This window comes from Winogradskyella sp. HB-48, from assembly GCF_049942685.1.
Classification (GTDB): Bacteria; Bacteroidota; Bacteroidia; order Flavobacteriales; family Flavobacteriaceae; genus Winogradskyella.
Genome location: NZ_CP187934.1, coordinates 887400 through 902855 on the forward strand (window position 1 = coordinate 887400; position 15456 = coordinate 902855).

Here is a 15456-nt window from a genome sequence, read left to right on the forward strand (position 1 = left end):
AAGGCGCAAAACTACTAAAAGACTTAAGATAAATCTTTGATTTTTTTGAAGTAATTTTGTTGCTTGAAACCGACTATGAGCATCATTTCAACAGATATATCAAAAGCCGTAAAGCTTCTTAATAATGAGGAACTTGTAGCTATCCCAACCGAAACGGTTTATGGCTTAGCTGGCAATATTTTTTCTGAAAAAGCGGTAAAAGCTATTTTTGAAACAAAGCAACGACCATTCTTTAATCCATTGATTGTTCATATTCCTAATATCGAGTATCTTGAAACTATTGTTGAAGACATTCCTGAAAAAGCAAAACTCTTAGCTGAAGCTTTTTGGCCAGGGCCTATCACTCTAGTCTTAAAAAAGAAATCTATAATACCTGATTTAATTACTGGCGGAAAAGATACAGTTGCCGTTAGAATTCCTAACCATCCAACTATTTTAGAACTTTTAAATCAATTAAAATTTCCACTTGCTGCACCTAGTGCCAATCCTTTCAATAGGATAAGCCCAACAAAAGCTGAGCACGTAGAAAACTATTTTAAAGACCAAATTAAAATGGTTTTAGATGGCGGCCCTTGTAAAAGTGGAATAGAATCGACTATTATTGGTTTTGAAAATGGTGAGCCTGTAATTTACAGACTAGGCTCTACTTCTATTGAAGCTATTGAAACTGTAGTCGGAACTATTGAAATCAAAAACAGTTCGGCTGAGCGTAGTCGAAGTCAAAAAGAGGTTGCGCCTGATGCACCAGGAATGTTAGAGCGTCATTATGCCCCAAAAACAAAAACAATTCTCACCAGTAATCTTAAAGAAGCTGTTGTGGCAAACAAGGATTTGCGTATAGGTCTTTTGACTTATAATGACATTTTGAATGATGATGCCATTCATTTTAAAATCGTGTTGTCCGAAAGTAAAAATCTTGAAGAAGCTGCTTCAAAATTATATGATGCGTTACATCAGTTAGACCAACAAGATTTAGATCTTATAATTGCAGAACGTCTTCCCGATTATGGATTAGGTAAATCCATAAATGATCGATTGATTAGAGCCACAAAATAGAACTGTTATTTGCATTTTTAAATAGCTTGATTCTCAGTCTAAAAAAACCTTTAAATAAGATTTGCCAATCCAATTGTTTGTCGTAAATTTGCAAACTCTTTTTCGGAAGAGAATTGTTTAATCTTTTGTGCCTTAGGCACAATAATAAATCAAATTAGTGTGGATACATTAAGCTACAAGACAGTTTCTGCTAACAAAGCTACCGTTAATAAGGAGTGGGTTTTAGTTGATGCTGAAGGACAAAATTTAGGTCGTCTTGCTTCAAAAGTAGCGGTACTTTTAAGAGGTAAGCATAAGCCTAACTTCACGCCACACGTTGATTGCGGTGACAATGTAATTGTTGTAAACGCTGAAAAAATCAACTTAACTGGTAACAAGTGGACAGATAAGAGTTATATCCGTCACACAGGTTATCCAGGTGGTCAAAGAAGCTTGACTGCTACTGAAATGTTTGAGAAAGACCCAACCAGATTAGTAGAAAAGTCAGTAAAAGGAATGTTGCCTAAAAACAAATTAGGAGCACAACTATTCCGCAACCTAACTGTTGTTGCTGGTGCTGAGCATGCTCATGAAGCTCAAAAGCCAAAAACAATTAATTTAAACGAATTTAACTAATGGAAGTAATTCACAAAATTGGCCGTAGAAAGACGGCTGTTGCTCGTGTGTATGTTGCCAAAGGAAAAGGTAACATAACGGTTAACAAAAAAGACATGGCGGAATACTTTACTACTGCTACATTGCAGTACAAAGTAAACCAACCAATTACCATGACTAACAATGATGGCAACTTTGATATTACTGTAAACGTATATGGAGGTGGTATCACCGGCCAGGCGGAAGCTATACGTTTGGCATTATCTCGTGCTATGTGCGAGCTTGATGCTGAAAACAGAGCAATATTAAAGCCAGAAGGTCTATTAACAAGAGATCCAAGAATGGTTGAGCGTAAGAAATTCGGTCAGAAGAAAGCGCGTAAGAAATTCCAGTTCTCTAAACGTTAATATCCAAACAAACAATGTCATGCTGAGCGCAGTCGAAGCATCTTTAATATTTCTATTGCGCTCAATTGACATTAATTTTTTATTGAAAACAGCTGCATGGTGCAGCAAATTTTAACCCAGTTATTGTTGCTCATGACGGTTACACGTCAGAGTTTAGTTTAGCATCTAAATGGTTAAGGCAAGTTAAAACAACCACTTAATCATTGCTAATTCAACAGAACGTAAACTATTACAAAAATGGAAAAAGTAGAAGTAAAAGAACTACTAGAAGCAGGTGTGCATTTTGGCCACCTAACACGTAAATGGAATCCAAATATGGCTCCTTATATCTACATGGAGCGTAACGGAATTCACATCATCAACCTTTACAAAACTGCTGCTAAGATTGAGGAAACTTGTGCTGCTTTAAGTAAAATTGCTGCATCAGGAAAGAAAATCTTGTTTGTTGCTACAAAAAAACAAGCTAAAGACATCGTTGCTGAAAAAGCAGGAGCCGTAAACCAACCTTACATTACTGAGCGTTGGCCAGGCGGAATGTTAACTAACTTTGTAACAATTCGTAAGGCAGTTAAGAAAATGTCTTCAATTGACCGCATGAAGAAAGACGGTACTTTTGAGTCATTATCTAAAAGAGAAAAATTACAAATAGACCGTCAGCGTGCTAAATTAGAGAAAAACTTAGGTTCAATCTCTGATATGACTCGTTTACCAGGCGCTTTATTTGTTGTAGATACTTTAAGAGAGCACATTGCTATAAAGGAAGCTCAGAAATTGAATATCCCAATCTTTGCTATGGTAGATACTAACTCTGACCCACGTCAAGTAGATTATGTAATTCCTGCAAATGATGATGCTTCAAAATCTATAAATAAAGTTTTATCTATTGTGTCTTCTGCAATTCAAGATGGATTAGAAGATAGAAAAGCAGATAAAGAAGGTAAAACTGAAGGAAAAAAAGCTAAGAAAGTAGCATCTCAAGAAGAAGAATAAAATAACATTTAGAAAATATACGAAAGTCGTTTAATTCGTTTCTTCGCTGAAAATTAATTACTCGACTTTTTTAAATTAAACACTATGGAAAACACTGTAAAAATTACAGCAGCAGAAGTAAACAAGCTAAGACAAGCAACTGGTGCTGGTATGATGGATTGTAAAAAAGCTTTAGTTGAAGCTGGTGGTGATTTTGATAAAGCCATTGAAGTATTACGTAAAAAAGGACAAAAAGTTGCTGAAAAAAGAGCTGATAGAGATTCTTCTGAAGGAGCAGCTGTTGCAAAAATAAATGCAGACAACACCTCTGGTGTTGCTATCGTATTAGGTTGCGAAACTGACTTTGTTGGTAAAAACGAAAACTTTGTTAAGCTAGCTAATGATTTAGCTGAATTAGCGCTAAACTTTAATACTAAAGAAGAATTTTTAGCTGCTGATTTTGAAGGAATGACTGTTGCCGATAAATTAACAGAGCAAACTGGTGTTATTGGTGAAAAATTAGACATTACTGCTTTTGAAAAATTAGAAGCACCTTTTGTTGGACAATACGTTCACATAAACAAAATTGCTGCTTTAGTAGGATTATCTGCTAAAGTTGACAATGCTGAAACTCTAGTAAAAGACATAGCAATGCAAGTAGCTTCTATGGGAGCAACAACATTATCTTACAAAGATTTTGACCCGGCTTTCGTTGCTTCTGAAACTGAAGCTCGTATCGCAGTTATTGAAAAAGATAATGAGGAGTTAGCTCGTTTAGGCAAAACTTTAAAGAATGTTCCTAAGTATATCTCTATGGCACAATTAACTCCAGAAGTTATAGCACAAGCTGAGGAAGATGCTAAAGCTGAGTTAAAAGCTGAAGGTAAGCCAGAGCAAATTTGGGACAGAATTTTACCAGGAAAAATGGAGCGTTTTATTTCTGACAATACAACTTTAGACCAAGAGAAATGTTTATTGGATCAAAAGTTTATTAAAGACGAAAAGCAAACTGTTGCTGAATACGTAAAAACATATGGAGATGTTGAAGTTATTGGTTTTAAACGTGCTTCAGTTGGATAATTGATTATTCAAAACATTTTATAATTACAAAGCCTCTCAAAAATGAAAGGCTTTTTTTTTGACAATTTTTTCACTTTTACAGATGCTAATAATTATGTAGCTTTGTCCAACTTTCAAAATAAACATGAAATACAAAAGAATTTTACTAAAATTATCTGGTGAAGCCTTAATGGGAGATCGTCAATATGGTATTGACCCTCAACGCTTGGCAGAATACGCAAAAGATATAAAGGCAATTACAGATTTAGGTGTAGAAGTCGCCATTGTTATTGGTGGTGGTAATATTTTTAGAGGTGTTGCTGGTGCTAGTAACGGCATGGATAGAGTTCAAGGAGACCATATGGGTATGTTAGCAACCGTAATTAATGGATTGGCGTTACAAAGCGCACTTGAAAATGCTAATATCCCAACACGACTTCAAACAGCTATTAAAATAAATGAGGTTGCAGAACCATTTATAAGACGAAGAGCTATTCGCCATTTAGAAAAAGGACGTGTAGTTATTTTTGGAGGCGGAACAGGTAATCCTTACTTTACTACAGATTCAGCAGCTGTTTTGAGAGCCATTGAGATTGAAGCTGATGTTATTTTAAAAGGAACTCGTGTTGATGGTATTTACACCGCAGATCCTGAAAAAGATAGTTCTGCTGTTAAATTTGACCATATTACTTTTGATGATGTCTTAAGAAAAGGACTAAAAGTTATGGATACAACAGCATTTACACTAAGTCAGGAAAACAAATTACCTATTATAGTTTTTGATATGAATAAAAAAGGAAACTTACTAAAAGTAGTTTCTGGTGAGGCCATTGGAACCGAAGTCAATGTATAATTTTGGCTTAGCTTTTGATAACTCACTCTTAAAATTTAATAATTATGAACGAAGACATTCAATTTATATTAGATTCTGCAAAAGAAGCAATGGATAATGCCATAAAGCATTTAGAGAAGCAATTGGTAAATATAAGAGCCGGCAAAGCTAGTCCTGCAATGTTAGGAAGTGTTATGGTAGACTACTATGGTGCTCAAACACCTTTAAATCAGGTTGCCAATGTTAACACACCAGATGGTCGAACAATCTCAGTTCAACCATGGGAAAAAAGTATGCTTCAGGAAATTGAACGTGGTATTATGTTGGCTAATTTGGGCTTTAACCCAATGAATAATGGTGAAACTATTATTATTAATGTTCCTCCATTAACTGAGGAGCGCAGAAAGGAACTGGCAAAGCAAGCAAAATCCGAAGCTGAAGATGCCAAAGTTGGAGTTAGAAATGCACGTAAAGATGCCATGAACGACATTAAAAAGGCTGACGTTTCTGAAGACTTACAGAAAAATGGAGAAATAGACGTACAAGAGCTGACAGATTCCTACGTTAAGAAAATTGACAGTATTCTAGACGTTAAGGAAAAAGAAATAATGACTGTTTAGTCTTAACAAAAAGAATATTCATCCCAAATGCACTTTTGGGATGTTTTATTTAACAACTATTTTTACCCTCTAATATGTTACAGCGATTATTTGTTGTTCTCTTATTTTTTTATTCAACAAATACTTTTGCTCAACAACCACAAACAAAAGATAGAGATTCTATTGAACAGGCTCAGGATTCTATAAAAAAAGCTGAATTTCTCAAGAATATCGGTAATGGCTTTCTACCTATAAATTTCTTTGACCTAGACTTAAGGTATCTTATAAAATTTAATCAATATGAAGGTTTTAGAACAGGCTTAGGAGGTATCACAAACGATCGTCTTTCTGAGTATTTTCGCATCAACGGTTATGCCGTTTATGGCTTTAAGGACAAACGCTATAAATACAGTATAGGAGGCGGCTTTAGGGTGAATAAAGCTTCAAACACTTGGATTAATTTGTCCTATACAGATGACTTAAGTGAAACGGGGAGTTCTAATTTTTTAACCGACAAACGTTTCTTTACTTTTTTTGAACCCAGACTTTTAAACATCGATTTGTTTCATAGGCATATCACAAAGTCTATTGGCGTACAACATAAAATATCTAACCATTTATTGTCTGAAACACAATTTTCAACGAGTAAAATTAATCCTACGTATAACTATAATTTTGTATTGGACGACAAGTCTTACAACACTTTTGATTTAAGCACCGCCAAATTCAGTTTGCAGTGGAGTCCATTTAGTAGATTTGAGTTGAAGGATGATCAAATTATTGTTACAAGAGAAGGTTATCCTAAATTTACATTACAATTTACACAAGGTTTCAGGTCGGTTTTTGGTAGCGATTTTAACTTTTCAAAGTTAGATTTTAGAACCATTCAGCAATTTGAGCATCGAAATGATTCCAAAACAAATATTACCCTTGTGGCAGGTATTGCTGGTGGTGAAACTCCACTTACCCATCTCTATCATGCGTACCCGAATAATATTACCAAAGAAACGATATTACAACGCTTTTCAGTAGCTGGTCTAAACAGTTTTGAAACCATGTATTTTAATGAGTTTTTTAGTGATAAATTCTCAACCTTACAAGTAAAACACTTTTTTAGACCTTATAAGGTTTCTGAGCGTTTTAAGCCACAATTAGTACTTATATCAAGGTATGCGCTTGGAGATATGAAAAGTATCAGCAGACATCAAGGTATTACCTTTAACAGGCTAAATCATCTTTATTCAGAATCTGGTTTTGAGATCAATAAACTTCTGTTTGGGTTTGGATTGAGTTTTGCCTACCGCTATGGTGCATATCATCTTCCTAATTTTGAGGACAATATCGCTTTTAAATTTACTTTTAATATCTCATTATAGTTTATAAAAAACAAAAGCCCTTCCAAATTCTGGAAGGGCTTTTTTAATAGATATTATTTGATTTTGTTACCATCTTTATCAAAAAAATGATATTCAAGATATGTGTAAGCATCTCTGGGTATAATCTTAACCCATTTTTTGTGTTCAAAGAACCACTTTGTACGTACAGATGGATAGCCCTTGGTTAAAAAGGCTGCTATAAAAGGATGTGCATTTAAGGTTATCTTTTTATAGTCTTTTTTAATAATCCTTTCTAGGTCTTGCTTAATACGTTGCACCACTTTAATTGGTGCTTCTATCTCGTCTCCACCTATGAGATCAGGATTTTCTTCTTTAGTTTTAATATTGCGCTCTGGCCTAACACGCTGTCTGGTAATTTGCACTAAACCAAACTTACTCGGCGGCAATATTTTATGTTTTGCTTTGTCGTCTTTCATCTCTTCGCGGAGATGGTTGTAAAGTTGCTTTCGGTTTTCTGCTCTGCCCATGTCAATAAAATCAATTACGATAATTCCTCCCATATCTCGGAGGCGTAATTGTCGAGCTATTTCGGCTGCAGAAATTAAATTTACTTCTAAGGCTGTATCTTCTTGGCTTTTTTCTTTGTTAGAACGGTTACCACTATTTACATCAATGACATGCATAGCTTCTGTATGTTCTATCACAAGATAAGCTCCTTTTGCCATAGAGACGGTTTTTCCAAATGATGTTTTTATTTGGCGTTCTATGCCGTATTTTTCAAAAACCGGAATACCGTTTTTATGGTACTTTACAATAGACTCTTTTTTCGGTGCAATTTTTTGCACGTAATCTTTTACTTGTATGTACAATTCTTCATCGTCTACAACAATGCCAGAGAATGAATCATTAAAAATATCTCTAAGAATAGAAGATGCTTTGTTCATTTCTCCCAAAACTTTTGTTGGGTGATGTGCTTTGTACAATTTTTTACACATTGCTGTCCATCTCGCCAGCAAATTCTGTAAATCGCTATCTAGCTCGGCAACTTTCTTGCCTTCTGCAACAGTACGAATAATAACACCAAATCCTTTGGGAGTAATGCTTTTTACCAATCGTTTTAATCGATCTTTTTCTTCTTGAGATTCAATTTTTTGAGAAATTGAAATTCGGTTAGAAAAAGGCACCAAAACAATATACCTACCTGCAATAGACAATTCTGAACTAATGCGAGGTCCCTTTGTAGAAATGGGTTCTTTTACTACTTGTACTAAAATTGATTGATTAGATTTAAGTGCATTGGCAATACTGCCATTTTTGTCTAAATCTTTTTCAAACGGAAAGTCTTTGAGACTAAAATCTCTTAATTTTCCTGTGCTTACACGTTTAATGAATTTTAAAAGCGAAGGTAATTTTGGACCAAGATCATGATAGTGTAAAAAACCATCTTTTTCATAGCCTACATTTACAAATGCGGCATTTAGTCCTGGCATAACCTTACGAATTTTGGCAATAAAAATATCGCCTACCGCAAAGTTGTTATCCTCTTCATCTTTATGCAATTCAATAAGTTTTCCATCTTTTAATAAGGCAAAATCAACAATACCTGAACTCGATCTTACGATTAATTCTTTGTTCATAATGTTAATTTATATCTATCTCTTAGTTGAGGTAGATGGATTTTACTAAATTTTTTGACACAGGATTCCGATAATAGTATCGGATAATCCAAACAAATTAAGATGTACTCTATTACATACATCTAATTTTATATCAAAGAACGTTTTTAAAACTGAAAAAAGTAGTCTAAAACTACTTTTCCTCAGCTTATTTCTTTTTGTGACGATTAGCGCGTCTACGTTTTTTACGCTTATGCGTCGCTACCTTGTGTCTTTTTCTTTTTTTACCACTTGGCATAATGAATAATGCTTTTTAAAATTAATATTTTTTTTAATGTTTTTAGTTTACTTCAACATTAGATTTTACACCTTCTACAAATACTTTAGCAGGCTTAAAAGCTGGTATGTTGTGAGCTGGTATTTTAATAGTCGTGTTTTTTGAAATGTTACGACCAGTTTTTTCTGCTCTAGTTTTGATTATGAAACTTCCGAAACCTCTTAAATATACGTTATCACCACTCTCAAGAGATGATTTAACTTCTTCCATAAAAGTTTCTACTGTAGCTTGAACATCACCTTTCTCCATGCCTAACTTATCAGATATTTTAGCTACTAAATCGGCTTTTGTCATTGTTATTAGTTTTAGGGTTACTATAAATCTTAAGGGTTGCAAATATAGGTAATTTAATTTCAATATTTCAAGCGTAATTAATTAAAATTTAACGCAATAAACATTTATTTTTGTTTTGCTATTTAAAAAGTGAATGGATTTTAAAAACAAACTAACTAACTGGTATTCAAATAATAAAAGAGATTTGCCTTGGAGAAACACTCAAAATCCATATCATATTTGGCTTTCAGAAATAATTTTACAACAAACTCAAGTTAAGCAAGGTTTACCTTATTATAAAGCTTTTATTAAGCACTACCCTACGGTTTTCGAATTAGCAAATGCCTCAGAACAAGAGGTTTTAAAACTATGGCAAGGCTTAGGTTATTACTCTAGGGCAAGGAACCTTCATAAAACCGCAAAACACGTAGCCTTTGAGCTCAACGGTAATTTTCCCGATAATTATAAAGACTTATTAAAACTTAAAGGTGTGGGTGATTACACAGCAAGTGCCATAGCATCTATAGCGTTTAATGAAGTTGCCGCTGTGGTAGATGGCAATGTCTACAGAGTTTTATCAAGGTATTTCGGAATTGAAACTCCCATAAATTCAACAGCCGGTATTAAGGAATTTAAAAAACTAGCTTCTTCTCTTATTGATAAAGAGAATCCTGCCATGTTTAATCAAGCTATCATGGAATTTGGTGCCACGCACTGTAAACCCAAAAATCCATATTGCATCGTTTGCCCTTTAAATGAAAGTTGCGTTGCACTACAAAAGAATTTAATTGATTCTTTACCTGTAAAATTGAAGAAAACCAAGGTTAAAACTAAGTTCTTTAACTTTTTAGTATGTATTGACAAAAACAACAAGACCATTCTTGAAAAAAGAACCTCCAAAGGAATTTGGCAAAATTTATATCAATTCCCACTTTTAGAATCACATAAAAGTTTGTCCTCAGAAGAATTTCATTTACTTGATCTAGAAGATTCTGTTTTGAAAAATCTAAAATATGATTATTCATTATATAATGAAGAAGACATCATACACAAACTATCCCATCAACATCTTCACACTAAATTCTGGATTATAGAAGCTGAAAAATTGACTGCGAAAGCAATTCTAACCAACGAGATCAAAAATTACCCTGTACCAGTATTAATAAGTGATTTCATCGAGAGCTTTAATTTTAATAAACTATAGAAATCACATTTTTTTATTAATTTTAAATGTGTGATTACAAATTAAGTAACTTTGTACATTAAAATCATTTGATATGTCAGGAACATTGAATAAAGTAATGCTTATTGGGCATTTGGGAGATGAAGTAAAAATGCATTATTTCGATGACAAAAACTGTGTTGGTCGTTTTCCGCTGGCCACTAACGAAACTTACACTAACAAAACTACTAATGAACGTGTGACAAATACGGAGTGGCACAACATTGTGGTGAGAAACAAAGCAGCTGAAATTTGCGAAAAATACCTTACTAAAGGCGATAAAGTTTATATTGAAGGACGTATTAAAACTAGAAAATGGACTGATGAAAAAGGCATGGAGCGTTACTCAACTGAGATACAATGTACCGATTTTACCTTTTTAACAAATAAAAATGAACAGCAACAAGGACAATTACCTGATGTTCAACAATCATCACAACCTCAGCAACCTGCTCAAAATAGCGTAGCTCCAGAAGAGGATGACGATTTACCATTTTAATTAAATTAATTTTATTTTGGACCCAGAACCCTCGGTTTTACTTTCAAATTTATTAGTTACCAATACATCGTTTATAACTAGTATAATTCTACTTTTTATACTGTTAGCCTGCTCTGCTCTTATTTCGGGAGCAGAAGTTGCACTTTTTTCCTTAACCAAAGCTAATATTGATAAGGGTATTGAAGAGAATTCTTCTGCAATGCAGATTATAGCATCGCTACTAGAACGACCAAAAAAATTGCTTGCTACTATTCTTGTAGCTAATAATTTTATAAATATCGCTATAGTATTGCTCTTTGCTTATATCGGAGAAACACTTTTTAAAGGTATTACAAGTCATATCATTAGATTTTTACTTGAAGTCGTCTCTGCTACTTTTCTTATTTTATTATTTGGTGAAATTATTCCAAAGATATATGCAAGCAGAAATAGTGTTAAGTTTTCTTCCTTTATGGCAAGACCTTTAAAGGTTTTAGATATTATATTTTCGCCTATAAGTCTTCCAATGCGTTATACCACGCTTAAAATTCAGGAAAGATTCGGAAAACAGCGATCTAATCTTAGCGTTGACCAACTTTCCCAAGCTTTAGAACTTACTAATAATGAAGACACAACACAAGAAGAGCAAAAGCTATTACAAGGCATAGTATCTTTTGGAAATACCGACACCAAACAAGTTATGCGACCACGTATGGATTTGTTTGCCTTAAATATTGACACTCCTTTTGAAACTATAATAGAAGAGATAGTTGAAAATGGCTATTCTAGGATTCCTGTATATAAAGAAAGTATTGATGATGTTAAAGGTGTGTTGTATGTTAAAGATCTTCTACCTCATCTAAACAAGAAAGAATTCGATTGGAACACTCTGCTTAGGGAACCGTTTTTTGTGCCCGAGAATAAAAAGCTAGACGATTTAATGCTAGAGTTTCAAAATAAAAAAGTGCATTTAGCGGTAGTTGTAGACGAATATGGAGGCACGTCCGGGTTAGTCTCTCTAGAAGATATTATTGAAGAAATTGTTGGTGATATTAGTGATGAGTACGATGATGAAGACCTAGTTTACAAAAAACTAGACGACAACAATTACAGCTTTGAAGGTAAAACACCTCTTAAAGATGTGTATAAAATCATAGATTTGGAAGATAATGAAGCTGAAGATTTTGAAAACCGAAAAGGAGAAGCAGAGACTTTAGCTGGTTTTGTTTTAGAAATATCAGGAGGCTTCCCAAGAGTTGGAAGTAAAATAAATTTTAAAAATTACGTTTTTACTATTGAAGCCTTAGAGCGTAAACGTATAAAACAAATTAAGCTTACCTTACTTAACAGCAGTAAATGAAACGTATAGTATTACCAATAATAAGTCTTTTTATGTTAAGTTGTGGTAACGACCCATTACCCAAACCTAAAGGTTACTTACGTTTAGAATATCCTGAAGCTAAGTATAAAAAAGTGATGTCACCCTTACCTTTTACATTTGATAAAAACATATTGTTGGCATCTACTTCTAAAGTGAAATTGTCAGGAAATGTGAAAGGCTTGGATGTAAAGTACCCATCTTTAAAAGCAACTATCTACTTAAGCTATAAAAAGGTAAATGATGCTAATTTAGATAGTCTTCTACGAGATGCACAAAATCTTACGCAAAAGCATACTATGAAAGCTGATGAGATAACTTATAAACCTTTTGAAAATCCAAAAAATAAGGTTTATGGAATGCTCTATGAAGTTGGTGGCGATGCCGCCTCTCAATCTCAATTTTATGTTACAGACAGTACAAAACATTTTCTTAGTGGCTCTTTGTACTTTTATGCAAAACCAAATTATGACTCTATATATCCAGCATCTGAATATCTTAAGAAGGATATTAAGCGCTTAATGGAATCTATAAAGTGGAAAGAAAATTAATCTGAAGATTTTAGTAATAAAAAAAGCAGCCGATTGGCTGCTTTTTTATTTATATAAAGTTAATGACTAGAAATTGTAACGTAAACTTGCGTTCCAAGTTCTTCCAATACCTAAGTAGTAACCAAATGCATCTCTCTGGTTGATGTAAGCCTCATTAAATAGGTTGTAAACATTAGCTCTAAATGTTAATGGATTATCACCTAATGAAAATCTATAAGTTAGACCAGCATCTGCAAGTGTGTAAGCTGGTAATCTCACAGACTCATACTTACCACCAGCTAAAGCAGCCTCAGCAACATCAGCAGGGTCTACAAACTCATATAAGTCGGTAAATATGTTATAATCCATATCTAAAGATAAGGCATCAGTAACATTAAGATTTAAACCAAATCCAAATGATGTTTGAGGTGCATTACCAATCTTAACATCTGTTAAATCTGCGCTTCCGTTTGTCTCTATAAAATCACCTGTGTCATCATTTTGAAGCGTATATGGTGTCTCACCATCATACTTCCAGTTACCAATAGATCCGTAACCTCTAAAAGTCCATGCAGAACCGATAGGACGGTACTGTAAGTCTACCTCAATACCATTGTGTCTCTGAGTAACGTCAGTTAATCTGTAAGTACTAAATTCGTCATCAGACGTACCAAACTGTCCATCAGCACCAGCTTGAACAGGACCGTTAATAGATAAGAATCTGTTACCCCATTCTGTGCTGTAAACGTCAACGTTAATTCTTAAAACATCATTTTGGAAACGGTAACCACCTTCAAAACCAATTATTTCTTCATTCTCTACTTCTGGCTCTGCAAGTGCATTGGAATATCTGATGTTCGCAAATATATTATCTAAAAATGGTTGACGAGAGTAGAAACCAGCATTAGCAAATACTGAGTGCTGATCGTTAAACTTATATGCAGCACCACCTTTTACATTGTAACCTGTTTTACTTACCTTTTCAGATTTACCTAAACCGTCACCGAAACCAGTAAAGAATCCTTCTCTTTGATAAGACTGTGTAGATAAAGCTCCTTGGAAAAACGCAGAGAAAGAATCATTGCTATACTCTACCTGACCAAATGCTCCTAAATATTGGATAACTTCTTCATAGTTATAGTCGTATCTTTGATCGTCATCAGCAAAATTGAATAATGAAGCCCAAGGATTAGCATCGAATGTTTCAGTTATTACATAATCACTTGGTCTGTCCGTTCTAAAGTTATCATTATAACCATCCAAACCTAACGTATTCTCTAATTGTCTAAAGTGGATACCATTGTAGGTTCTAGCATCAATACCAAAGTTCATAGACCAGTTCTCATTAGCCTCATAACTTAAGTTAGAAAGTAAACCATACCAATTATGGTTATTTACGGAAGATCTTCTTAAATAAGAGTCTCCAAATGTACCATATAAGCCTCCATCAATTGTTGTTCCTGTAGCAATGTTGTTATCAACAATAGCATCAAAGTTGATTTCTTGCTCATTAAGACCAGTAATACCCAAGTCTATATTTCTGATACGTCCACGACCAACATTACCGGTACCACCACCACGGCCCCAAGAAGCATATAGTACTGTTGATAAATCTAACTTGTCATTAATATTGAAATCCCAGTTTAAGTTCATCACAGGTTTGTGGTAGTAGTTACGTCTTTCCGTAAAGCGCTCACCATCTAAGAAACCAGAATTGTCATTGGCTTTCTCACCATAAGTTTGATAAAATTCTAAGTCCTCTGAGAAATTTTGATCATGCCACTGAGGAGCACCTGTTAATAAGAAGTTAAATGCATGCTTATCATTTGGCTTGTAACCTACTGAGAATAAATAGTTCTGTCCTTGACCAGCAGTACCTATAGAATATTTTCTGTGTGCTTGCCAATGATCTACTAAAACAGAGAACGCCCATCCTTTATCATTAATACCAGAATCATAAGAAACTGTAGACTTCACATAACTATCGTTACCACCTAAAAATCTCACAAAACCTCCTTTTCTTTTATCTGTAGTTTTAGACACAATGTTTACCGTACCACCAACAGAAGAAATCGCTAACTTAGAAGAACCAAGTCCTCTTTGTATTTGTACTGCGTTAGCCACATCAGACATACCAGACCAGTTAGACCAGTACATTCTACCATCTTCCATACCATTAATTGGTTGACCGTTTAAAAGGTAAGCAGTATTCGTTTGGTCAAAACCACGCAAAAAGATTTGTGAATCTCCAAAACCACCTGCTTGGTTAGAAACGTAAACTGAAGGGGTATTTTTCATAGCCTCACCAAACTCTACGTTACCTGCAGCCTTAAGTTGAATGTCTTTTCCTCTAATTGTAGATACCGCCACAGGAGTCTCTCTATCCTCAGCTAAATCGATAATCCCAGTACCAACAACAACAACTTCGTCAAGTGTATTATCTGGATACAAGTTTACAGTACCTACGTTAGTGTCTCCACTAAACTTAACAACCTTAGCAGCAAACCCTACATAAGAAATTACAATCTCACCAGAGTTAGATTGTGCTGTAAGCGTAAAGTTACCATCAAAATCGGTAGTTGCACCATTTGTTGTACCTCTTACTAATACGTTAGCACCAGGTAATGGTGAACTCGTCTCGCCATCTACTACCTTACCAGTAATAGTTGCTTGAGCAAACGCTACTGTAGTGAATAGCATCATTACAGCTGCAAATAAAAATTGGTTAAATTTTTTCATATAAAATTTAAGTTAATTGGTTTCAATATT

Annotated in this window: 15 protein-coding genes; 12 read left to right on the forward strand and 3 right to left on the reverse strand. The window is 34.3% G+C overall.

The annotated features are described in order from the left end of the window. Positions 1-75: 75 nt before the first annotated feature. The 8 genes from ACPX19_RS03975 to ACPX19_RS04010 all read left to right on the forward strand — a co-directional run bounded on the left by ACPX19_RS03975 (position 76) and on the right by ACPX19_RS04010 (position 6892). The gene (locus ACPX19_RS03975) at positions 76-1056 is read left to right on the forward strand and encodes an L-threonylcarbamoyladenylate synthase (protein WP_426431629.1); all 981 of its coding nucleotides are present in this window, start codon (positions 76-78) and stop codon (positions 1054-1056) included. A gap of 159 nt (positions 1057-1215) precedes the next feature. Then, a complete protein-coding gene (rplM, locus tag ACPX19_RS03980) occupies positions 1216-1671 on the forward strand; it encodes a 50S ribosomal protein L13 (RefSeq protein ID WP_426431631.1) in 456 nt (151 codons plus the stop codon). Next, entirely contained in the window at positions 1671-2057 is a 387-nt protein-coding gene (gene rpsI, locus ACPX19_RS03985) for a 30S ribosomal protein S9 (protein WP_426431632.1), read from the forward strand. Before rplM ends, rpsI begins: the two co-directional genes overlap by 1 nt. Positions 2058-2294: 237 nt before the next feature. Continuing rightward, positions 2295-3047 (forward strand): 30S ribosomal protein S2, encoded by a 753-nt coding sequence (gene rpsB / locus ACPX19_RS03990; protein WP_426431633.1) that lies wholly within the window; start codon positions 2295-2297, stop codon positions 3045-3047. An 84-nt stretch (positions 3048-3131) separates the two neighbouring features. Further along, a complete protein-coding gene (tsf, locus tag ACPX19_RS03995) occupies positions 3132-4106 on the forward strand; it encodes a translation elongation factor Ts (protein WP_426431634.1) in 975 nt (324 codons plus the stop codon). Positions 4107-4230: 124 nt separating this feature from the next. Continuing rightward, on the forward strand, positions 4231-4938 hold the full coding sequence (gene pyrH, locus ACPX19_RS04000) for a UMP kinase (RefSeq protein ID WP_426431635.1): 708 nt from the start codon (positions 4231-4233) through the stop codon (positions 4936-4938). Between the two features lie 44 nt (positions 4939-4982). Then, positions 4983-5537, forward strand: a complete 555-nt coding sequence (gene frr, locus ACPX19_RS04005; RefSeq protein ID WP_426431636.1) for a ribosome recycling factor — start codon at positions 4983-4985, stop codon at positions 5535-5537. Positions 5538-5611: 74 nt separating this feature from the next. Next, positions 5612-6892 (forward strand): DUF5686 family protein, encoded by a 1281-nt coding sequence (locus tag ACPX19_RS04010; protein ID WP_426431637.1) that lies wholly within the window; start codon positions 5612-5614, stop codon positions 6890-6892. A gap of 53 nt (positions 6893-6945) precedes the next feature. Here ACPX19_RS04010 and ACPX19_RS04015 read toward each other — a convergent pair whose 3' ends face one another. Next, positions 6946-8490 carry an Rne/Rng family ribonuclease gene (locus ACPX19_RS04015; RefSeq protein ID WP_426431638.1) on the reverse strand — a complete coding sequence of 515 codons (1545 nt, stop codon included), beginning with the start codon at positions 8488-8490 and terminating at the stop codon, positions 6946-6948. A gap of 319 nt (positions 8491-8809) precedes the next feature. Further along, positions 8810-9100: an HU family DNA-binding protein gene (locus tag ACPX19_RS04020; RefSeq protein WP_426431639.1), complete on the reverse strand. Its 291-nt coding sequence runs from the start codon at positions 9098-9100 to the stop codon at positions 8810-8812. Between the two features lie 133 nt (positions 9101-9233). Here ACPX19_RS04020 and mutY point away from each other — a divergent pair, with 133 nt between their 5' ends. The 4 genes from mutY (at position 9234) to gldD (ending at position 12708) form a co-directional block, all read left to right on the forward strand. Next, complete coding sequence (gene mutY, locus ACPX19_RS04025; RefSeq protein WP_426431640.1) at positions 9234-10283, forward strand: A/G-specific adenine glycosylase; 1050 nt, start codon at positions 9234-9236, stop codon at positions 10281-10283. Positions 10284-10356: 73 nt separating this feature from the next. Then, complete coding sequence (locus ACPX19_RS04030; RefSeq protein ID WP_426431641.1) at positions 10357-10800, forward strand: single-stranded DNA-binding protein; 444 nt, start codon at positions 10357-10359, stop codon at positions 10798-10800. Positions 10801-10816: 16 nt separating this feature from the next. Then, complete coding sequence (locus ACPX19_RS04035; RefSeq protein WP_426431642.1) at positions 10817-12139, forward strand: gliding motility-associated protein GldE; 1323 nt, start codon at positions 10817-10819, stop codon at positions 12137-12139. Next, positions 12136-12708, forward strand: coding sequence for a gliding motility lipoprotein GldD (gene gldD, locus ACPX19_RS04040; RefSeq protein ID WP_426431643.1), 573 nt, complete (start codon positions 12136-12138; stop codon positions 12706-12708). The genes ACPX19_RS04035 and gldD overlap by 4 nt, the downstream gene beginning before the upstream one ends. Positions 12709-12774: 66 nt before the next feature. Here gldD and ACPX19_RS04045 read toward each other — a convergent pair whose 3' ends face one another. Further along, complete coding sequence (locus ACPX19_RS04045; protein WP_426431644.1) at positions 12775-15426, reverse strand: TonB-dependent receptor; 2652 nt, start codon at positions 15424-15426, stop codon at positions 12775-12777. Positions 15427-15456: the final 30 nt, after the last annotated feature.